This is a genomic window from Streptomyces sp. NPDC091279, assembly GCF_044757465.1.
GTDB lineage: Bacteria > Actinomycetota > Actinomycetes > Streptomycetales > Streptomycetaceae > Streptomyces.
In genome coordinates this window covers 237,433-257,750 of record NZ_JBIVVA010000011.1, presented here as the reverse complement: position 1 = coordinate 257,750, position 20,318 = coordinate 237,433, and the positions used below count along the sequence as shown (strand labels likewise).

The window sequence follows — 20,318 nt, the reverse complement described above, 5'->3', positions numbered from 1 at the left end:
TGCACCTTTCACGCGGGCAAGTCTCGGGCGGAGCAAAGGAGTTGGGGCGGGCGAGGTTCAGGGGCGGGCCGCGCGGGCCTTGTGCGCCTCGTTGGCGATCGCCGCGACGAGCAGCACCGCGCCGACCGACACCGGCTGGTAATTGCTGGAGAAGTCCAGGAGGTTGAGGGCGTTGGCGACCACGCCGAGCAGCACCAGGCCCAGCGCGGTGCCGACGACGGTGCCGTGGCCGCCCGCCAGCGAGGTGCCGCCGATCACCACGGCCGCCACCACGGCGAGTTGGAGCGAGAGCCCGCCGGTGCCGCCGGGGCTGGAGGAGCCGAGCCGGGACAGCAGCATCAGCCCGGCCAGGCCCGAGAGGGTGCCGGTCAGCCCGTACAGCGTGAGTTTGCGGGCGGTGACGTTGATGCCGGTGAGGCGCGCCACGTGTTCGTTGCCGCCGATCGCGAAGGCGTCCCGGCCGAACACGGTGAACCGCAGGACGAGGCCGGTGGCGAGCAGCACCAGGACGGCCACGATCAGCAGATACGGGATGCCGAGGACCTTGTCGTTGCCGAGCGCGAACATCCGGGTGCCGATGGAGATCGTGTTGCCGTCCTGCACGAGCAGCGCGACGCCGTCCAGGAGGGTGGCCGAGGCGAGGGTGACGACGAACGGCGCCACCCGGGTGAACGTCACGATCAGCCCGTTGACCAGCCCGATGCCGGTGCCGAGCAGCAGCGCGACGGCCACCGCGCCGGGTGTGGCGTGGCCGTCGGCGAGGAGTTTCGCGGCGACGGCGGCGGTGACGGCGACGTTGCCGCCCATGGAGAAGTCCATGCCGCCCGCGGTCATCAGCAGGGTCAGCCCGGCGGCCAGCACGGCGTTGACGCTGACCTGGCTGAGGATGTTGACGAGGTTGCGGTCGGTGGCGAAGGTGTCGCTCTGCACGGCCGTGAGGACGACGACCAGCGCGAGCACGGCGAGCAGACCCGCGTGCGGGAGACCGCGCAGCACGTCGAGCGGCCCGCGGGGACCGGCCTGCCGGTCGGTGGCGCCGGGGGCTTCGGGTCGGGTCTTGACGCTCACTGCGGTTCGCCTCCGAGGGCCGTGGCGACGAGTTCGTCGCGGGTGATGGCGGTGATGTCGTGGACGGCGACCGTGCGCCCGGCCCGCACCACGACGACCCGGTCGGCCAGCCGCATGACCTCCTCGGCGGAGGAGGAGGCGAGCAGGACGGCCACGCCCCGGGCGGCGAGGTCGTCGAGGAGGGTGTGGATGTCGGCCATGGCCGCGATGTCCACGCCGTTGGTGGGGTCCTCAAGGAAGCAGGCGGCCGGGGAGGTCTCCAGCCACTTGCCGAGCAGCACCTTCTGCTGGTTGCCGCCGGACAACGCGCTCACCGGCGGGTTCCTGGCCAGCGTCCTGACACCGTAGTCGCGCCTCAACGGGGCTGCCCGGCGGGCGAGTTCACCGCGCCGGTGCAGTCGGCGGCCGGCGAAACGGTCGGCGGCGAGCATCAGGTTCTCGTCGAGGGTCAGGCCCGGGACCAGACCGAGGGCACGGCGGTCGCCGGTGACGCAGCGCAGCCCGCCGGTGAGTGCGGCGCCGACCCGGCCGAGCGGCACCGGCCGCCCCTCGACGTGGAGTCGGCCCGCGTCGGGCCGCCGGCGTCCGCTGAGCAGGTCGAACAGCCGGGACTGGGCGTCCCCGGCGGGGCCGAGGACGGCGACGATCTCCCCCTTGCGCACCTCGACGGTGAAGTCCCGGATCGCCCGGCCGTGGCTGAGTCCGTGCACGGCGAGGCCCAACTCGGCGCGGGGCGCAGGGCGTTCGGGGCGGGCGGAGACCACGTCCCGGCCGACCATGGCGCGTACCAGCGAGGCGTGGTCGACCTCCCGGGCGAGGGCGGTGCGCACGACCCGTCCGTCGCGCAGGACGGTGAGGCGGTCGGCGACGGCCATGACCTCGTCGAGGTGGTGCGAGATGTAGACGACGGCGACGCCCTCGTCCCGCAGGGTGCGCACCAGGGCGCGGATCTGGTCGGCGGCCTCGGCGCTCAGGCAGGCGGTCGGCTCGTCGAGGATCAGGACGCGGCCCCCGCGCCGGACCTCGCGGGCCACCTCGACCATCGTCTGTTCGGCGACGCTGAGCGAGCCGGCCGTGCGCCGTACGTCGATGTCGATGCCGAGCGCGGTGAGCGCCGCACGCGCCTCGTCCCTGACCGCCTTCCGGCGGACGGCGGGGCCCCGGGTGGGCAGGTCGCCCAGCAGGACGTTCTCAGCGACGGTCAGCCCCCACACCAGTTCGCGGCGCTGCGGTACGGCGGCGATACCGAGGCGGCGGGCGCCTCGGACGGTGAGTCCGTGCTGTACCTGGCCGCCGACCTCCACGGTGCCGCTGTCGGCCTGGTGGACGCCGGAGAGGATCTGCACCAGCGTCGACTTGCCGGCGCCGTTCATGCCCATCAGGGCGTGGATCTCGCCGGGGTACAGGTCGAGGTCGACGTGGTCGAGGGCGGCGGCCCCGCCGAAGCTCTTGGTGACGCCACGGACCCGGAGCACGGCGGGCGGCCGGTCCTCGGCGTGCGGTGCGGTGGGGGTCACGGTGGTGCCTCGCTGCCTGTCCGGGCCGGTCAGGGAGGTCACGGCCGGTCGTCGCCGTCCGGGGTGACGCGTGCGTAGCCGCGCACGTCGGGGAACGGGGGCTCCTTGTCGGGCTGGAGGTCGACCTGGAAGGTGTTGAGGCACATGCCGAGCATGGTGAAGTTGCCGAGCGCGCCGATGGCGTCGACCAGGCCCTTGGGGCCGAAGTGGCCGAGGGCGGCGGTGAAGGTCGGGTCGCAGACGAAGTGTTCCTCCAGGACCTCCCGGCAGAACTGGTAGAACGCCTGGTCCGCCGCGCAGTCGAAGGTCGCCTCGCGCCGTTCGGCGATGGCCTGGACGGCCGTCTCGGGGATACCGGCCTCGACGGCCTTGCGCACATGGGCGTTCCAGGAGTACTGCGCGTCCCAGTTGCGGGCCGCCATCAGCAGCGTCAACTCCCGCAGGTGTTCGGGGAGATCGCAGTCGAAGCGGGCGAACGCGCCCAGGGATTCGGCGCGTTCACACATCTCGGGGCTGTGCAGCCAGACCCGGAACGGGCCGCGGACCGCGCCGCGCCGACCGGCGATGCGGGCGGCCAACTCCTTCTGCCGCGCGTCCATTTCCTCTTCGTCGAGAACGGGGAGCCTCATCTGGCCGTACCTGCCTTTCTTTGGCGCCTTGCGGACACGGAACGGGAAAGCCGTGCGACGCCAGCCGACGGTACCGCCGGGGGTGCGCCGCGCAGCCCCTCCCGGAGCGCAAGGTAAAGCTGCGCGCTGGAGGGCAGCGTTTCGCGGGCCCGCGACCTACCGTCGGTCGACGCAACACCGTGATGGGGAAAGGGAGTTCGGGATGACCACGATCATCAAGGTCGCGTCGGTGCCGCTGCTGAACCGGGGCGGCTCGGTCGTCACGACGCCGCTGATCACCACGCCGTCGGCCGGTGGGGAGAACCGGATCACCAGTGGGATGAGCGTCTATCCGGTCGGCTCCGGCGCCCCGCTCCACTCGCACAACTGCGACGAGCATGTGACGGTCCTGGACGGCGAGGCGGAGGTGTGGGTGGACGGTGAGGTGACGCGTCTTGAACGCTTCGACACCACCTACATCCCGTCACCGGTGCCGCATCTGTTCCGCAATGTCGGGGACACGCCGCTGCGCATCCTGTGGGTCTACTCCTCGGGGCATGTCACCCGCACGTTCACGGAGACCGGTGTGACGGTGGAGCATCTGTCGGCCGCGGACCAGATGGGCAGGGACTGACCCGGCGGCCGACGACGGGACGCCGGCGACCGCGTGCGCGCGGTGGCCGGCGTCCCGTCATGCCGCCCGGTCGGCGGCCCCGTCGTCGGTCGGTGGGCGGTCAGTGGGCGGTCAGTGGGCGGTGGCCAGTTCCTGGTCGCCGTTGCTCGACGGGGTGCGGCGGGGGGAGCGCAGGGCGGCGACGCCGATGAAGACCATGGAGGAGAGACCGGCGAGGGCGAACGCGGTGAAGCCGAAGTCGCCGTTGCCGGAGGCGAGCAGCTGGCCGCCGAGCCAGGGGCCGAAGACGGCGCCGAAGCGGCCCATGCCGGAGGTCCAGCCGACGGCGGTGGCGCGGTTGTCCGGCGTGGAGCGGAGCGAGACGGTCGCGTAGATCATCGTCTGGGCGCTGTTGAGGAAGACGCCGGTGAGGAAGACGACGAGCATGGTCACGCCCGTCGACAGGTGGACGCTGAGCAGATAGACGCCGGCGGCGGTGAGCGCGAACCAGACCGCGGAGATACGCGGGGCGCCGAAGCGGTCGGCGGCGCGGCCCGCGACGAGCATGCCGACGATGCCACCGAGGTTGAAGACGACCACGAAGCTGAGGGCGGAGCCGAGCGCGTAGCCCTGTTCGCGCATCAGGGTGGGCAGCCAGGTGGCGACGCCGTAGACGAGGAGCAGGCCGCCGAAGGAGGCCAGCCAGTACAGCACCGTCTGGCTCCACTCCCCCGCGCGGAACAGGTTGAGCAGCGCGTTCCAACGGTCGGCGGCGCCCTGCCCGCCGGTCTTGGTGGCGGGGAGTTCGGCGTCGTAGCGGGCGGCGAGGGTGCGGGCCTCCTCGGTGCGGCCCTGCGCGACCAGGAAGCTGAGCGACTCGGGCAGCGCCTTGGCGAGGACCGGCGCGAACAGCAGCGGGAGCACGCAGACCCAGAAGGCGGCCCGCCAACCGACCGGTTCCACCAGCCACTTGGCGACGTAGGCGGAGAGGATGCCGCCCGCGTGGTGGGCGGTCATCAGCGCGCCGATGATCAGGGCGCCCCGGCCGCGCGGGGCGTAGTCGCTGACCATGCTGATCGCGGTGGGCAGCAGTCCGCCGAGGCCGATGCCGGCGAGGGTGCGGCCGAGGCCGAAGACGGCGACGCTGCCGGACAGGGCGCAGATCGCGGAGGCCAGCGAGAAGAGCGTGACGCAGCCGACCATCAGCTTCTTGCGGCCGATCCGGTCGGCGACGGTGCCGGCGGTGAGGGCGCCGACCAGCATGCCGAAGGTGGCGTAGCTGCCGAGGTCGCCGGCCTGGTCGGCGGTGAGGCCGAAGGTCTTGGTCTCCAGCAGGTGCGGCAGCACGGAGCCGTAGATGAACATGTCGAGGCCGTCGAAGAGCACGGCCAGCCAGCACAGACCGACGACCACGAGGGCCAGTCTGCCGCCCCGGGCGGACAGGGAGGGGGAGGAGGACATCGTTGTTTTCCTCTCGTCCAGGCGACGTTCCCTGGAGGGGATTCGATGAGGCGGGTCCGCGCGGCTCAGGCTGCCGACCCGGTGTGCACCAGAAGTTGCACTAGAAGCTAAGGAGCCACCCGGAGAGTGTCAACACTTTTGTCAACAATCTCATCGGCCTCCCATCACCGGCCCCCCGACCGTCCCCCCACGGCCGTCCCCCGTGGCCGGCCTCGCGACCGGCCCGGTGACCGTGCTAGCCGACCGGCGGTGTCCCGTGGGTGTGGAACGACGCGATGGTCTTCAGCCCCCACGCCTGCCCCTTGGCGCGCTCCGCCTCGGTCCAGGTGACCAGCGGCCAGTCGGGCGCGAGGACCAGCCGGGTGAGCGGGTTGCACAGCTCGATCCGGTTGCCGCCGGGCTCGTAGACGTACAGGAAGAACGTCTGCTGGATGGCGTGCTTGTGCGGGCCCGTCTCGATGAACACGCCCGTGTCGATCGCCAGGTCGGCGGCGCGCAGGATGTCCTCACGGGTGTCGGTGGCGAAGGCGATGTGGTGCAGCCGTCCGGTCGAACCGGTCCAGTCCGATGTGTAGACGACGTCGTAGGACTTGTCCGTGAACGTCAGCCAACGCGCCCCGATCGCACCGGAGTCGAGCTGGATCTGCTCGGTGGGCCGGGCGCCGAGGACCTGTTCCTGGAACTCCGCGTTGGCGAGGACGTCGGCGGCGAGGAAGTTGATGTGGTCGAGGCGGCGCACGCCGACGCCCCGATTCGGCTTGGCCTGCGGCTGGTTCTTCAGCGCGGGCCTCAACTCCGTTGGCGCGACGTAGTGTTCGCTCTCCCAGTAGAGGGCGTGCTCGTGGCCGTCCGGGTCGGTGGTGAGGTAGAGGCGGCCGAGGCCGGGTTCGTCCTCGACCCACGTGCCGGTGCCGCCGGCCGCCTTAACGGCCGCGATCCGCCGGTGCAGCGCCTCCTCACTTGAGGTGCGCAACGCCAGCCTGCCCAGGCCCGGTTGGTCGCGGGCGGTGAGGACGAGGCTGTGGTGCTCGTAGTCGTCGAAGGTGCGCAGATAGACGCTGTCGCCCTGCTGTCCGTTGACGGTCAGACCGAGATAGTCGGTGAAGAAGGCGACGCTGGCATCCAGGTCGGGGGTGAAGAGCTGGGCGTGGCCGACATGAGCGATGTCACCGAGCGGCGGAGCCATCGTTGCCTCCAAGGGGGTGTGCGGGTGGGGTGGGTGCGGCGGCCGGACGGGGGAAGACCGTGCCGTCGAAGATCTTGCGTGCGGTGCGAACGACGGCCGTACGGCGGGCCGTTGGCGTACCCCCCGGGTCCCCTGGGCCGCCCGCGTCGATGTCCACGTCGATGTCCAGGAACCCGGTGGGATGCTCGACGCGGACGCGGTCGCCCTGCGCGGGGAGGCGGGCGATCCCCTCCGCCACGCCGCCCGGCAGCCGCAGGCCCGCCGCCACGCTCGCGGCGCCCAGGACGCCGATGGAGGTGTGACAGCGCACCGGGATGAAGGTGCGGGTGGCGACCGCGCCGCCGTCGCGGGCCGGGGCGAGCAGGCTGAGCTTGGGCACGGTGGCCGAGGTGACGTCCCCGAGCCCCATCAACGGGCCCGCCGCCAGCCGCAGTTCACGCAGCCGGTCGGCGAGTGCCGGGTCCGCCTCCAGTTCCGCGGGCGACTCGTAGCCGGTGACGCCGAGCGCGGCGGCCGGGATCAGCACCGTCGGCATGCCGTTGTCGACCAGGGTCACCGGGATGCCGGTGACGGTGTCACGGACGTTGCCGGTGGGCAGCAGCGGGGTCGTGCCCGGCGGGAACTCGATCACCACGGCGGCGGCCGTCCCCGGTACGCCCGCGATCTCGGCGGTGCCCGTGTGGTCGACGCGGCCGCCGGGCGTGGGGAAGGTGGCGACGGCCGACTCCCCCGTGTTGAGCATCCGGATGCGCACCGACGTCTCCCGGTCGCCGGGTGCCACAAGACCCCGTTCGACGGCGAACGGGCCGACCCCGGCGAGGATGTTCCCGCAGTTCTGCCGGTCGGTCACCTCGGGCCGGTCCACCACGACTTGCAGGAACAGGTAGTCGACGTCGTATGCGGGATCGTCCGAGGCCGAGACGACGGCGACCTTGCTGGTGAGGGGGTGCGCCCCGCCGAGGCCGTCGATCTGGCGCGGGTCGGGGCTGCCCATGATCCGCAGCAACAGGTCGTCGCGGGCGGCGGGTTCGGCGGGCAGGTCCCCGGCGAGGAAGTAGGCGCCCTTGGAGGTGCCGCCGCGCATCAGCGTGCAGCGCACCTCCACGGGCCCGGTCACGACCGTTCCCCGTCCCACGCCTCGTAGCTCTGGTAGGTGACGCCGAGACGCTCCAGGGTCTCGCGCAACCCGTAGCGGTCCAGGCCGAGTTGGCCGCCGAGGAACGCCTCGCGGGTGGCCGCCTCCTTGGCCTCGCGGGCCGCCGACCTCTCGGCCGCCTCCCGGGCGCGTTCACGGGGGACGACGACCACGCCGTCGTCGTCGGCGAGGATCACGTCGCCCGGGCGGATCACCTGGCCGTCCACGGCGATGGGCACGTTGACCGAGCCGCCGGTCGCCTTGACCGTGCCCTGCGCGCTGATCGCCCGCGCCCAGCCGGCGAAGCCCATCTCGCGCAGCTCCTGGGTGTCCCGGATACCGGCGTTGGTGACGATCCCGCGCACCCCGCGCTGCTGGAGCGCGGTCGCGAACAGCTCGCCGAACATGCCGTCGGTGCAGGGCGAGGTGGTGGTGACGACCAGGATGTCACCCTCGCCGCACTGCTCGACGGCCGCGTGGATCATGAGGTTGTCGCCGGGCCAGCTGAGCACGGTGACGGCGGTGCCGGCGACCCGTACACCCTGCTGGACGGGGCGGATCTCGGGGCCGAGCAGTCCGGTGCGGCCCATCGCCTCGCTGACGGTGGCCACCCCGAACGCGGCCAGCGCCTCGACGTCCTTCGCTGCCGCCCTGGGCGGATCGGTGACGATGACGCCGCTCATGCCAACTCCTTCGCGATCTGCGGGAACGGCCGCATGAAGGCCTCGGCCATCGTGGTGTGCGCGAGCCCGAGGTTCGGCCCGGCGTTGCGCTTGAGCTGGACACCCCGGCGCACGGCGAGGTCGGTGTAGTAGGCCCACAGGTGCTGTTGGGCGCCGAGGCACTCCATCGCGGCGCGCTTGGTCTCCCACACCTCGGTGATGTCGAGCAGCACCTCGGGGCGGAAGCCGCTCATCTCCGGCTGGTGGGGCTCGAAGTAGAAGACCGGCGGGGCGCCGATGATGTCGCCCTCCCCCGGGTAACCGATGGCCTGCGCCAGGATGCGGGCCTCCAGCGCCATCCGGTTGGCGGCCGGGTGGTCGCCGTTGTAGGGGTCCTCGGTGGGGTGGGTGAGCACCACGTCCGGCTGGGTCTCGCGGTAGACGGCGACGAGCCGGTCAGTCAACTCCGCGCTGGCGACGAGGGGGTAGTCACCCGCGTCGAAGAAACGGACCTCGGCGCCGAGGGTGGCGGCGGCGCGTTCGGCCTCGTCCTTGCGGATCGCCTTGATCTCGGCCAGCTCGCGGCCCTCGCGCCACGCCTTGGCGGACTCGCCGCGCTCGCCGAAGGTCAGGCAGGCGATGGTGACCTGCTCGCCCCGGGCGGCGGCCAGGGCGATGGCCCCACCGGCCCGCCACACGAAGTCACCGGCGTGCGCGGTGACCACGAGGGTGGACCGGGGTGGCGCGGCGGGCGCGTTGCCAAGCGTCATGCTCACATCTCCTTGTGACAGGTGGGGCGCCCGCCCCGCGCGTGATCAGTCGCGCAGTGCCTCGATCACGCTGCTGAGGTGGGCGCGGACGGCGGCCTCGGCCGCCTCGGGGTCCCTGGCCCTGATCGCCTCGATCATCGCCAGATGCTCGTTCAGGGAGTGCTGCGGACGTCCCGGACGCAGCGCCAACTGGAAACGGTGGCGCACCAGTTGGGCGTTGAGCCGCTCCAGCAGATCCACCGCCGTGCGCTGGCCGGAGAACTCCCGGACCCTGGCGTGCAGTTGCTGGTTCAGCTCGGAGTAGGTCATCGGCTCACCGTCGGCGACGGCCTTGGCCATCGCGGTGCCCAACTCCGTCAGCTCGGCGAGCTGTTCGTCGCTGACCGTCGCGGCGGCCTTGGCGGCGCAGAGCCCTTCGAGTGCCATCCGGCACTCGGTGATGGCGACCGCCTCCTCCACGGTGACCACCCGCACCCGCGAGCCGCGGTTGCGAATCCGCTCGACCAGACCCTGGGACTCCAGGTCGATGAGTGCTGCCCTGATGCTCGCCCGGGTCACCCCGAACTGCTCGGCGAGTTCGTTCTCCACCAGCCGCTGGGCCGGTGCCATCTCGCCGTGCAGGATCGCCTGCCGCAGCCGCGCGAGCGCGTGCTGTTTGGCCTGCTCCCCGCTGCTCGGACGGGCTTCTTTCGGCATGTGCCCTCCCTGAGTGAGTGCCTGTCGAACCTAAATCTAGCCAAACAAGATTGTCAACAATTTTGTCCGCCTTTTCGCGCCGCACCACACCACGCCGCACCACACCACGCCGCACCACACCACGGCACGGCACACCACGTCACGGCGCCCCGCGCCACGGCAGGACACGGCAGGACACGGCAGGACACGGCAGGACACGCCACGGCACGCAAAAACCCCGACCCCCCGGAAGCCAGAACAGCTCCGGAAAGCCGGGGAACACCGGCAAGAACGGCAAAGACCCGAAAGACAGGGCCGGTTGGGCTACCGCACCGGCATCGGGTCCTCGGCATGCGTCACGAAGTCCGCCGCCATCCGCCGCAACAGCCCCGCGAGTTCCGCCAGATCCTCGGCGGCCCAGTCGGCCAGCGCCACCCCCACCCCCCGACGGCTCGCGTCCCGGATGCGCTCGACCGCCTCGATCCCCCACTCCGTCAACTGCACCCGCTGGGCGCGCCGGTCGTCGGGGTCGGCGACGCGGATGACATAGCCGTCGCGCTCCAGGCCGCGCAGTTGCCGGGTGACGTGCGAGGCCTCCACGGAGAGGCGGACCGCGAGGACGCCGGGGCGCACCGGTTCACTGCCGGCGATGTTCCGCAGGATCGCCACGGCGGCCCGGTCGAGCGTCAGTCCGGCGGTCGCCATCAGCCGGTCGTGCTGGCGGGCCCGGCCCGTCAGATAGGTGATCTGCGCGACGATCCGTTCGATCTCGATCATGTGCACCGACACGGGTGCGGAGACGGGGGTGGTTCGCTCGGCGGCCATGGGATCACCGTAGATCTGCTTACTTAAGTCAAGCAACCCCTATTCATTGCTTGACTTAAGTAACTCCACTATGCTTGCCTAACTCAAGCAAGGTGATGCGTGACCAAGACCGGGGGTCGCTCCGAGCGGAGGCGGCCTCCTCGCGTCGGACCCGTGGGGACGGGGACCGGCGCGGTCACCGGGTCCGGCGGCGGCCACTCCCCCCGTCCGCCGTCGGGCTCGGTCCACCGTCACCTGGTGCCCACACCTTGATCGGCGCCCCCGTCGGCGCCTCCAGAGAGCGAGTGATCCCATGGCCACGATGATGTCCGTCCGCACCGGCGACCAGAACCAGATCGACGTGGTGGAGGTCGAACGCCCCGTGCCGGGCCCGAAGGACGCGCTGGTACGGATACGCGCCTGCGGCATCTGCGGCACCGACACCTTCTTCCTGCACTGCGGCGGCAGCCCGGACGGCCCGGGCGGCGCCACCCGGTCGATCCCGCTGGGCCACGAACCGGCCGGCGAGATCGTCGAGGTGGGCGCGGAGGTCACCGGGCTGAGGCCCGGCGACCGGGTGGTCGTCAGTCCGCAGGGCGCGCCCTCCGGCATCATCGGCTGCGGCGGCGCGCACGGCGCGATGAGCGAGTACCTGCTGCTGGAGAACGCCGAGGTCGGCAGGACGGTGGCGGTCTTCCCCGACACCATCCCCTTCGACGTGGCCGCGCTCAACGAGCCGATGGCGGTGGCCCTGCACTGCGTCAACCGCTCCGAGGCGCGCCCCGGTGACAAGGTGGTCGTCTTCGGTGCCGGGCCCATCGGCCTGGGCGCCACGATCTGGCTGAAGCTGCGCGGTGTGGAGCACGTGGTCGTCGCCGACGTCCTGCCCGAGCGGCTGGAGACGGCGTTGGCGGTGGGCGCGGACGCGGTGATCAACTCCGCCGAGGAGGACGTCACCGCGCGCCTGACCGCACTGCACGGGCAGTCGGCCAACTCGCTCGGGCAGCCGCGCGCGGGCACGGACATCTACATCGACGCGGCCGGGGTCGCGGCCGTCTTCAACGCCACCGTGGGCGCCGCCAAGTGGGGCGCGAAGCTGGTCATGGTCGCCATGCAGAAGAAGGGCGCCGACATCGAACTCGGCGGGATGCTCCGCAGCGAACTGACCCTGATCGCCTCGCAGGGCTACCCGACCGAGATCTTCGAGGTCACCCCGCACCTGGTCGAGCACCACGAGTTGTTCGCCCGGCTGATCAGCCACCGGGTCCCCTTCGACGAGGCGGCGCACGCCTTCGAGCTGGCGTTGACGCCGGGCGCCTCGGAGAAGGTCGTGGTCACGTTCGGCGCGTGACCACACCGGCCGGGCCGGGCCGTGGAAGGGGAACGACGACTGTCGACGACGTCGATGGTGTCGCGCCCCCGACCACGGCCCGGCCCGTTCCCGTTCCCGCGCCCCGCTCCCTCACCGCCCCTCCCCTCCCCTCCCCTACTCTGGACCCGCGTCGTGAAAGACCCCGTGCGTGCCCTGCCCGCGCTCTCCCCCCGGCTCGTCGATGTGATCGTGGCCGTCGCCCTGTTCGCCTGCGCGTTCCCCGGCAGCATGATCACGTTCCCGGGGAGCGACCTCGGTGTCTCCTGGTGGCCCGGCGCGCTGCTGGCCGGGGTGTCCTGCGTGATCGTGACGGGACGCAGACGCCGGCCCCGGACCACGGTGGCGCTGACCCTGCTGGGCGCGTTCGTCATGTCGGTGCTGGGCTATCTCCCGACCGTGCTGCTGCTCGGGCCGCTGATGGTCGCGCTGTACTCGCTGGCCCTGGTCACCGACCGGCGGACCGCCAACTCCTTCGCCGTGGCCGCCATCGCGGTGCTGGTCGGCACCAGCCTGGTCGCGGGTCCGGCCCAGGAGCCGCTGGTCCTCAAGCTCCTGGGCCCCGCAGCCTGGCTGCTGCTGCCCACCTCGCTGGGGACCGTGGCCCGGCTGCGCTCCGCCTATCTGGTCGCCGAACGGGCCCGGGCCGAGCACGCCGAGCGCACCCGGGAGGAGGAGGCGCTGCGCCGGGTGACGGAGGAACGGCTGCGGATCGCCCGCGACCTGCACGACGTCGTCGCCCACCACCTGGTGCTGGCGAACCTTCAGGCCACCTTGGTGACACGGCAGTTGGCCACCGACCCCGACCGAGCAGCCGACACGGCAACGGAGTTGGCGGGCTCGACCTCCTCCGCCCTGCGTGAACTCAAGTCCACGGTCGGCCTGTTGAGGCACGCGGGCTCCACCGACCCGCCCCCGGAACCCACTCCGGGGCTCGCCCGGCTGCCCGAACTCGCCGCGTCGTTCAGGCCCGCCGGTCTCACGGTGACCGTGCGCGGCGAGGGCGAGCCGAGACCGTTGCCGGCCGGCGCGGACCTCACGGCGTACCGCATCGTGCAGGAGGCCCTCACCAACGTCACCAAGCACGCCGCCACCGACACCGCCGAGGTGCGCCTCACCTACCTGGCCGACCGGCTCGTGGTCACCGTCACCGACGACGGCACCCCGACCCGCGACCCCGGCTCCCCCGGCCCGCCACCCCGCGCCCCCGACTCCCCCGGCCCGCCGCCCCGCGCCCCCGGCTCCCCCGACCCCCCGGACCGCTGCCCAGGGTCCGGTGGCCCCACCCCGGGCAGCGGCTACGGGCTCGTCGGCATGCGGGAGCGGGCCCGTTCGGCGGGTGGGCTGCTGCGCGTCGGGCCCCGTCCCGGGGGCGGATTCGAGGTCGTCGCGGAGTTGCCGTTCGATCCCGGGAAAAATCAACTTGCTTAACTCAATCAATTCCATTAACTTGAGTGAGTCAAGCAAAACCCTGTGACGGAGGCACTGTCATGTCCGACGCCCTTGCCCGACCCGCTGCCCCGGGGGCATCCGCCCCGGTGCGGCCCAACGCCGTGGTGGCGGTGCTGGCCCTGGCCGGAATCGTCGTCTCGCTGATGCAGACCCTGGTCATCCCGATCGTCCCGGAGCTGCCGACCCTGCTGAACGCCTCCGCCTCGAACACGGCCTGGGCGGTCACCGCGACCCTGCTCGCCGCCGCCGTGGCCACCCCGGTCGTCGGCCGGCTCGGGGACATGGTCGGCAAGCGGAGGATGCTGCTGGCCAGCGTCGTCATGCTGGTCGTCGGCTCGGTGGTCTGCGCGCTGTCCGACTCCCTCGTGCCGATGATCGTCGGCCGTGCCCTCCAGGGTCTCGCCGCCGCGGTCGTGCCGCTCGGCATCAGCATCATGCGGGACGAGCTGCCCGCCGACCGGCTGGCCGGTTCCACCGCGCTGATGAGCGCCTCGCTCGGTGTCGGCGGCGCCCTCGGTCTGCCCGCCGCCGCGTTCATCGCCAACAACTTCGACTGGCACATCCTCTTCTGGACCTCCGCCGTCCTCGGCGTCGTCGCCCTCGTGCTGGTCGTCCTGCTCGTCCCGGAGTCGAAGACGCGGGCCGGTGGCACGTTCGACCTGGTCGGCTCGCTGGGGCTGTCCGCCGGTCTGGTCTCGCTGCTGCTGACCATCTCCAAGGGCTCCGACTGGGGCTGGACCAGCGCCACCACGCTCGGCCTCGGCACCGCAGCCGTGCTGATCCTGCTCGCCTGGGGCCGCTACGAACTGCGCACCGCGAACCCGCTGGTCGACCTGCGCACCACCGTCCGCCCGCAGGTGCTGTTCACCAACCTCGCCTCGATCGCGTTCGGCTTCTCGATGTTCGCGATGTCCCTGGTGCTGCCGCAGCTGCTCCAGCTGCCCTCGCAGACCGGGTACGGCCTGGGCAAGTCGATGCTCACCGTCGGTCTGGTGATGGCTCCGCAGGGGCTGGTCATGATGGCGTTCGCGCCGGTGTCCGCCGCCATCACCAAGAGCAAGGGCCCGAAGGTCACCCTGATGACCGGCGCGGTGATCGTCGCGATCGGCTACAGCCTGAACATCGTCCTGATGTCCCAGGTCTGGCACCTGATCCTGGTGTCCTGTGTCATCGGCGCGGGCGTCGGCTTCGCCTACGGCGCCATGCCGGCCCTGATCATGGGTGCCGTCGAGCCGTCCCAGACGGGCGCCGCCAACAGCCTCAACACCCTGATGCGGTCCATCGGAACGTCGGTCGCCAGCGCCGTCGCCGGGGTGATCCTGGCCCAGATGACCACCGACTTCGCAGGGCACGCGCTGCCCTCGGAGAACGGCTTCAAGGTCGTGATGGCCATCGGCGCCGGAGCCGCCGTGCTCGCCTTCCTCGTCGCCGCGTTCATCCCGCGCCGCCGTGCGGCCACCGCCCGGCACGCCAAGGACCGGCAGCCGGAGACCGCCGGGGTCTGAACCTCGCCGGAGCATGACCTGTCGCACCACTTGACCGAGGGCGGCCGTTTCGACGGCCGCCCTCGGTCATGTCCGTCACCGGCCGGTCGGCCGCTCCCCCGCGTGGGCCGCGCGCAGCAGCGCCAGGACACCGGCCTCGGTGACCTCCCGGGGGTTGGGGAACGACAGGGCCGCCGTCCGTTCCGCTGCCGTCGCCAAGTCGCTCTCCTTCAGGCCGAGTTCGGCGAGGGAGGTGGGTGCGCCGAGGCGGCCGGACAGCTCGCGCAGCCGACGCGGGGTGTCGTCGGTGCCGAGGGCGCGGTCCAGGGCGGCGAGCGCGTCGGGGGCCGCTCGCGCGTTGTGGGCGAGGGCGTAGGGCAGGACGACGGTGTGGGTCTCGGCGTGCGGGAGGCCGAAGGTGCCGCCCAGGACATGGCAGAGCTTGTGGTGCAGGCCCATCGTGGTGGCGCCCAGGCAGGACCCGCACAGCCAGGCCGCGTACAGGGCACGCCCGCGCGCCTCGGGCGAGCCGGGGTCCGCCGCGATCTCGGGCAGGGCGCCCGCCATCGCCCGTACGCCCTCCTCGGCCATCAGCGCGATCAGGGGTGAGCGGTCGGGGGCGTAGAGGGCCTCGGCGGCGTGCGCGACGGCGTTGATGCCGCTGGTCACCGAGAGCGGGACGGGCAGCGGGTAGGTCAGGGCGGGGTCGTAGAGGATGACGCGGGGCTGGACGACAGGGTCCTGGCCGGTGCGTTTGACGCCGTTCTCGGTCAGTCCCCAGACGGCGGTCGTCTCCGATCCCGAGTAGGTGGAGGGAACGGCGATCAACGGCAGCCCGGTGCGCAGCGCGACGGCCTTGCCGAGGCCGATGGCCGAGCCGCCGCCGACCGCGACACAGCCGTCGGCGCCCGCCTCCCGCGCCGCCGCCACCGCCCGGTCGGCCGCGTCGACGGGGACATGCTGGCGGGCCCCGTCGTGCAGGCCTACGCAGGCCGGGCCCAGGGCGTCGGCGACGGCCCGCGCGCTCGCGGCGCCGCGCGCCCCGCACACCACGAGCAGCCGGCGCAGCCCGAGCAGCGCCGCCTCCTCGGCGATCGCGTCGGTCGCGGCGCCGGCCCGGAAGACGACCCGGACCGGCCGGGTCTCGTGGGTGAAGTCGAGGTGCTCGCTCACGTGCGCTCCAGGACGAGGTCGAAGCGGGCCAGCCTGAACGGTCCCGACAGGCCGAACTGCCGGGCCAGAGCGGGGTCCTCGGGGTCCTCGATGTCCTCGAATTCCCGCACCAGGCTCGGTTTGACGGCGAACACGGCGTCCGAGTCGAGGTAGTCGCCGCCCGCCACGAAGATGTGCGTGGTGACCGGGGTGTGCCCGGCCGCCGAGGCGATGAAGTGGATGTGGGCGGGCCGGTACGGGTGGCGTCCGGTCGCCGTGAGGAGGGTGCCGACGGGGCCGTCCGTCGGGATCGGGTACGCGCTCGGCACACAGCTGCGGAACCGGACGCGGCCCTCGGCGTCGGCGGTGAACAGGCCGCGCCCGTTGCCCGGTGGCTGCGTGTCCGGCCGTTGGACGTCGTAGAAGCCGTGGCCGTCGGCCTGCCACACGTCGACGGTGGCGCCCGGCAGCGGGGTGCCGTCGTCGGAGCGGACCCGGACGTCGACCACACAGGGTTCGCCGCCACCGGCCAGGTCGATGGTCGCGTCGGGCTCGCGGACCGGCGACTCGGTCAGGTGGAACGGGCCGAGGACCGTCGCTTCGGTGGCCCCCTCGGCGCGGCGGGCGTTGACCTCCTCGACCAGCATGGAGAGGCCGAGCACGTCGGAGAGCATGACGAACTCCTGGCGGGTGTCGGTGCACGCCTGCCCGGTCGCCGTGAGGAAGCCGATCGCCCGCTCCCACTCCCGCTGGGTCAGCCCGGTCTCACGCACATAGGCGTGCAGATGCCGGACCAGGCCGGTGAGCAGTTCGCGCAGCCGGGGGTCGGGGGCGCCGTCGAAACTGTTCACCGCCTCGTCCGTGACCGTCGGGTGCGTGGCGTCGGTGGTCATGCCGGAACTCCTCCCAGGGGGGCGGGTGGTCGCGGGGACCAGCATCGCGCCCGTGGGTGAGCGGTGGGTGAGAACACGCGTCATTTGATGAGCGCGTTGGCCACCACGACGACCATGCCGAGCAGCGCGTCGACCGCGCCGATGGCCACGGCGACCGTCCAGGGCCGGGCCGACCAGCGGGCGGTGACCAGGCCGAGGACGAACAGCAGCAGAAGGTTGAAGGTGAACGCCGCGTACTCCACGCCGTTCGGCGGCCACCAGCCCCAGCCCGCCCCCGCCAGGATCAGCACGGTCGGCAACACGGCCGTGACCAGCGGCCATTCACCTCGGAGCACCCGCAGGGCGTCGCCGCGCCGGTGCGGGGCGCGCTCGGCGATGTAGTGGGCGTAGCCGTGGGCGAGGGCGGAGGCGAGCGCGGTCACCAGCAGCCAGAGGGCGTCGTAGCGGCGGCTGGCGCGGGAGGTGTGGCCGTACTGGGTGAGGGCGGCGACCATCGAGCAGGCCAGGACGGCGCCGTACACCCCGCCGAACAGGAGCGTCTCGCGGGTGTCGCTGCGGTGCGGTCCGGGCACGGCCGCCGAGGGGTCCGCCATGCCCTCCACGATCGCCCGCCGCCGCGCGGGCCGCGACCCGGCCGGGCGGCAGAGTGTCCGCCCGGCGGGGCCTTCCCCGCACACTCTGTACGGGCCGGGGGCGCGTGCGCGCTGGTTAGGGTCGCGGTATGACGCAGAGTTTCGTTCTCCACGTGCCCGACGCCGACCTCGTGCCCGAGCCGCTCGACCCGGCGCAGATCGTCTCCGGGACGCCCGAGGTGACGGGCAAGGTGGTCTGGGAGTCGGCCGACGGGCGGCAGCTGCGCGGGGTCTGGCAGATCACGCCGGGGGTGGTCACCGACACCGAGGCGGACGAGCTGTTCGTGGTGATCAGCGGGTCGGCGACCATCGAGGTCGAGGGCGGTCCGACGCTGACGGTGGGCCCCGGCGACCTCGCGGTGCTGCGGGCGGGCGACCGGACGACGTGGACGGTCCACGAGACGCTGCGCAAGGCGTACGCGATCACCCTGTGACCGGCGCCGCCGTGCTGCCCCTGATCTCCAACGTCGGTGCGGTCAGGTACTGGCGGCCCGGCTCGCCCGGCCGGTCGAGGCGGTCGAGGAGGCAGCGGGCGGCGCGGCGGCCGACCTCGTGGCTGGCGTTGTCGACGGTGGTCAGCCACACGTGCCGCAGCCGGGAGATGCTGGTGTTGTCGTAGCCGACCACGGACACGTCGTGCGGGACCCGCAGGCCGAGCTCCGTGGCGGCCGAGAGGGCGCCGGTGGAGGCGATGTCGTTGACGGCGAACAGCGCGGTGGGCCGGTCGGGGCGGCTGAGCAGCCGGACGGTGCTGCGGTAGCCGCCCTCCTCCGTCATGTCGCTCGGCTCCACCGGGCACTGTTCGGCGATGCCGTGCGCCCGCGTCGTCGCCTCGAAGCCGCGTCGGCGCAGCTCGCCGACCGCGCCGTACCCCGCGAGGTGGGCGATCCGCCGGTGCCCGAGGCCGACGAGGTGCTCGGTGACCAGCCGGGCGCCCCGTTCGTCATCCCCGGCGACGAGGTCGACGCCCGCCGGGACGGGTTCCCTGGCACCGGCGACGACGACCGGGATGCGGGCGGCGACGGCGTCCAGGGCGGCCGGGTCGGGCAAGGTGCCGACGACGACCAGGCCGTCGGCGCGCTGGTCGAGGAAGGGGCCGGTGAGGTCCTGGCCGGTGCGGCGGTTGAGGCGGGCGTCGGCCAGCAGCATGTGCAGGCCGTTCTCGTGGAGCAGGGAGTTCAGGCCGTCGAGCAGGTCGACGAACCAGGGGTTGCGCAGGTCGTTGAGGAGAACGCCGACCGATCGGGTGCGTTGTTCGCTGAGGCTGCGGGCGGCGGCGTTGGGGCGGTAGCCCAGCTCCCGGGCGGCCCGCAGCACGGCGTCCCGTTTCTCCGGGCGCACCTGGCCGGAGCCGCGCAGCACGAGCGAGACCAGCGACTTGGAGACACCGGCCCGCTCGGCGACGTCACGGATCGTCGGCGGTCTCATACGTCGGCCGTTTCCATCCTTGGACCGTTCCATGGACGGGCCGGCTCTGTCAAAGGGCAGGGAAAGGGTTGACACCAGCGCATAGGCGCACTCAGGGTGGCCTTGTCAAGATGTGGACCGGTCCAATGAGGGGCCGCGAAGGGGTTGTCATGGTGGATTCACTCGGTGTCGCCGTCGTCGGATTCGGCTGGATGGGCCGGGTGCACACCCAGGCGTACGTCCGCGTCCGGCACCACTATCCGCACCTCGGGCTCCGCCCCGAACTGGTCGCGGTCGCCGACGAGGTGCCCGGCCGGGCCGAGGAGGCCGCCGAGCAGTTCGGGTTCGCGTCGGCCACCCGTGACTGGCGTGCGGTGCTCGACGACCCGAGGGTCGGCGCGGTCAGCGTCACCGCCCCGAACTTCCTGCACCGCGAGATCGGTGTGGCCGTCGCCGAGGCCGGCAAGCACCTGTGGATCGAGAAGCCGGTCGGGCTCACCGTGGCGGACGCCCAGGCGGTGGCCGACGCGGTCGACAAGGCCGGCGTGCACAGCGCGGTCGGCTTCAACTACCGCAACGCGCCCGCCGTCGAGCGGGCCCGCGCCCTGATCGCCGAGGGCGGCATCGGCACCGTCACCCATATCCGCATCCGTCTCTTCAGCGACTACGCGGCGCATCCGGACGGGGCGCTGACCTGGCGGTACGAGCGGGAGCGGGGCGGCAGCGGGGTCCTCGGCGACCTCGCCTCGCACGGCGCCGACCTGGCCCGGCATCTGCTGGGCGACATCGTCTCGCTGACCGCCGACACGGCCGTCTTCGTCCCCGAGCGGGCCCGCCCGAGCGGCGCCACGGCCGGTCACACCCGCGCCTCGGGCGGCGAGTTGGGCCCGGTGGAGAACGAGGACTACGTCAACTGTCTGCTGCGGTTCGCCTCCGGCGCCCGTGGTGTCCTGGAGGCCTGCCGGGTCTCGGTCGGCGAGCAGAACAACTACGGCTTCGAGGTCCACGGCACCGAGGGCGCGGTCTTCTGGGACTTCCGCCGGATGAACGAGCTGGCCGTCAGCCGCGGCACCGCCTATCAGGACCAGCCCGTCAGCACGGTGTACGTCGGTCCGGGCGACGGTGAGTTCGGGGCGTTCCAGCCGGGCGCGGCGAACGCCATGGGCTACGACGACCTCAAGGTCATCGAGGCCCACAACTTCCTGCGCTCGATCGCGCAGGACACCTCCTACGGCGCCACCCTCACGGACGCCGTGCACAGCGCGTCCGTCCTGGAAGCGATGTCCCGGTCGGTGCAGACGGGGGCGTGGGTGACCGTGTCGGAGGGGTGAGCCGGTCTCCGTGCGGAGCGGCCGGGGCGCCGGTTGTGTCGACCGGCGCCCCGGCCGGCGCTCCCGCAGCGTGGAGGCCGTGGCGTTCCCGGTGATGTG

At 72.4% G+C, this 20,318-nt stretch carries 20 protein-coding genes; 6 read left to right on the top strand and 14 right to left on the bottom strand.

Annotated elements, in window-relative coordinates:
* Positions 1 to 57: 57 nt before the first annotated feature.
* From ACIQOU_RS27525 to ACIQOU_RS27515, 3 genes are read right to left on the bottom strand one after another with little or no spacing between them, the layout of a single operon-like run.
* Positions 58 to 1,068 carry an ABC transporter permease gene (locus ACIQOU_RS27525; protein ID WP_401540272.1) on the bottom strand — a complete coding sequence of 337 codons (1,011 nt, stop codon included), beginning with the start codon at positions 1,066 to 1,068 and terminating at the stop codon, positions 58 to 60.
* The gene (locus ACIQOU_RS27520; protein WP_401540269.1) at positions 1,065 to 2,585 is read right to left on the bottom strand and encodes a sugar ABC transporter ATP-binding protein; all 1,521 of its coding nucleotides are present in this window, start codon (positions 2,583 to 2,585) and stop codon (positions 1,065 to 1,067) included. Before ACIQOU_RS27520 ends, ACIQOU_RS27525 begins: the two co-directional genes overlap by 4 nt.
* 38 nt (positions 2,586 to 2,623) lie before the next feature.
* On the bottom strand, positions 2,624 to 3,214 hold the full coding sequence (locus tag ACIQOU_RS27515; protein ID WP_401540267.1) for a carboxymuconolactone decarboxylase family protein: 591 nt from the start codon (positions 3,212 to 3,214) through the stop codon (positions 2,624 to 2,626).
* A gap of 202 nt (positions 3,215 to 3,416) precedes the next feature.
* Between ACIQOU_RS27515 and ACIQOU_RS27510 the strand changes: the two genes are divergently transcribed.
* The gene (locus ACIQOU_RS27510; protein ID WP_401540264.1) at positions 3,417 to 3,827 is read left to right on the top strand and encodes a cupin domain-containing protein; all 411 of its coding nucleotides are present in this window, start codon (positions 3,417 to 3,419) and stop codon (positions 3,825 to 3,827) included.
* 111 nt (positions 3,828 to 3,938) lie between these two features.
* On the opposite strand, the gene ACIQOU_RS27505 is transcribed toward ACIQOU_RS27510, so the two are convergent.
* From ACIQOU_RS27505 to ACIQOU_RS27475, 7 genes are all read right to left on the bottom strand, one after another.
* Complete coding sequence (locus tag ACIQOU_RS27505) at positions 3,939 to 5,267, bottom strand: MFS transporter (protein WP_401540261.1); 1,329 nt, start codon at positions 5,265 to 5,267, stop codon at positions 3,939 to 3,941.
* A gap of 235 nt (positions 5,268 to 5,502) precedes the next feature.
* A complete protein-coding gene (locus tag ACIQOU_RS27500; protein WP_401540258.1) occupies positions 5,503 to 6,453 on the bottom strand; it encodes a VOC family protein in 951 nt (316 codons plus the stop codon).
* Positions 6,434 to 7,570: a 4-oxalomesaconate tautomerase gene (locus ACIQOU_RS27495; protein WP_401540255.1), complete on the bottom strand. Its 1,137-nt coding sequence runs from the start codon at positions 7,568 to 7,570 to the stop codon at positions 6,434 to 6,436. Before ACIQOU_RS27495 ends, ACIQOU_RS27500 begins: the two co-directional genes overlap by 20 nt.
* Positions 7,567 to 8,271 carry a 4-carboxy-4-hydroxy-2-oxoadipate aldolase/oxaloacetate decarboxylase gene (locus ACIQOU_RS27490; protein WP_401540253.1) on the bottom strand — a complete coding sequence of 235 codons (705 nt, stop codon included), beginning with the start codon at positions 8,269 to 8,271 and terminating at the stop codon, positions 7,567 to 7,569. The genes ACIQOU_RS27495 and ACIQOU_RS27490 overlap by 4 nt, the downstream gene beginning before the upstream one ends.
* Positions 8,268 to 9,020, bottom strand: coding sequence for a PIG-L deacetylase family protein (locus ACIQOU_RS27485; protein WP_401540250.1), 753 nt, complete (start codon positions 9,018 to 9,020; stop codon positions 8,268 to 8,270). Before ACIQOU_RS27485 ends, ACIQOU_RS27490 begins: the two co-directional genes overlap by 4 nt.
* 45 nt (positions 9,021 to 9,065) lie before the next feature.
* A complete protein-coding gene (locus ACIQOU_RS27480) occupies positions 9,066 to 9,716 on the bottom strand; it encodes a GntR family transcriptional regulator (RefSeq protein WP_401540247.1) in 651 nt (216 codons plus the stop codon).
* A gap of 303 nt (positions 9,717 to 10,019) precedes the next feature.
* The gene (locus ACIQOU_RS27475) at positions 10,020 to 10,520 is read right to left on the bottom strand and encodes a MarR family winged helix-turn-helix transcriptional regulator (protein ID WP_401540245.1); all 501 of its coding nucleotides are present in this window, start codon (positions 10,518 to 10,520) and stop codon (positions 10,020 to 10,022) included.
* 292 nt (positions 10,521 to 10,812) lie between these two features.
* Here ACIQOU_RS27475 and ACIQOU_RS27470 point away from each other — a divergent pair, with 292 nt between their 5' ends.
* The 3 genes from ACIQOU_RS27470 to ACIQOU_RS27460 all read left to right on the top strand — a co-directional run bounded on the left by ACIQOU_RS27470 (position 10,813) and on the right by ACIQOU_RS27460 (position 14,825).
* The gene (locus ACIQOU_RS27470) at positions 10,813 to 11,850 is read left to right on the top strand and encodes a zinc-binding dehydrogenase (protein ID WP_401540242.1); all 1,038 of its coding nucleotides are present in this window, start codon (positions 10,813 to 10,815) and stop codon (positions 11,848 to 11,850) included.
* 153 nt (positions 11,851 to 12,003) lie between these two features.
* Positions 12,004 to 13,299, top strand: a complete 1,296-nt coding sequence (locus ACIQOU_RS27465) for a sensor histidine kinase (protein WP_401540240.1) — start codon at positions 12,004 to 12,006, stop codon at positions 13,297 to 13,299.
* 59 nt (positions 13,300 to 13,358) lie between these two features.
* Positions 13,359 to 14,825, top strand: coding sequence for an MFS transporter (locus ACIQOU_RS27460; protein ID WP_401540237.1), 1,467 nt, complete (start codon positions 13,359 to 13,361; stop codon positions 14,823 to 14,825).
* Between the two features lie 75 nt (positions 14,826 to 14,900).
* Here the strand turns inward: ACIQOU_RS27460 and ACIQOU_RS27455 are convergent, their stop codons facing one another.
* From ACIQOU_RS27455 to ACIQOU_RS27445, 3 genes are all read right to left on the bottom strand, one after another.
* A complete protein-coding gene (locus ACIQOU_RS27455; RefSeq protein ID WP_401540235.1) occupies positions 14,901 to 15,977 on the bottom strand; it encodes a maleylacetate reductase in 1,077 nt (358 codons plus the stop codon).
* The gene (locus ACIQOU_RS27450) at positions 15,974 to 16,849 is read right to left on the bottom strand and encodes a dioxygenase (protein ID WP_401540232.1); all 876 of its coding nucleotides are present in this window, start codon (positions 16,847 to 16,849) and stop codon (positions 15,974 to 15,976) included. Before ACIQOU_RS27450 ends, ACIQOU_RS27455 begins: the two co-directional genes overlap by 4 nt.
* An 80-nt stretch (positions 16,850 to 16,929) precedes the next feature.
* Complete coding sequence (locus ACIQOU_RS27445; protein WP_401540229.1) at positions 16,930 to 17,442, bottom strand: hypothetical protein; 513 nt, start codon at positions 17,440 to 17,442, stop codon at positions 16,930 to 16,932.
* Between the two features lie 128 nt (positions 17,443 to 17,570).
* On the opposite strand from ACIQOU_RS27445, the gene ACIQOU_RS27440 reads away from it, so the two are divergent.
* Positions 17,571 to 17,915, top strand: coding sequence for a cupin domain-containing protein (locus ACIQOU_RS27440; protein ID WP_401540227.1), 345 nt, complete (start codon positions 17,571 to 17,573; stop codon positions 17,913 to 17,915).
* Here ACIQOU_RS27440 and ACIQOU_RS27435 read toward each other — a convergent pair.
* Positions 17,905 to 18,909 (bottom strand): LacI family DNA-binding transcriptional regulator, encoded by a 1,005-nt coding sequence (locus ACIQOU_RS27435; protein WP_401540224.1) that lies wholly within the window; start codon positions 18,907 to 18,909, stop codon positions 17,905 to 17,907. The two genes, ACIQOU_RS27440 and ACIQOU_RS27435, sit on opposite strands and share 11 nt — an antisense overlap.
* 149 nt (positions 18,910 to 19,058) lie before the next feature.
* On the opposite strand from ACIQOU_RS27435, the gene ACIQOU_RS27430 reads away from it, so the two are divergent.
* Entirely contained in the window at positions 19,059 to 20,219 is a 1,161-nt protein-coding gene (locus ACIQOU_RS27430; protein ID WP_401540222.1) for a Gfo/Idh/MocA family protein, read from the top strand.
* Positions 20,220 to 20,318 lie beyond the last annotated feature (99 nt).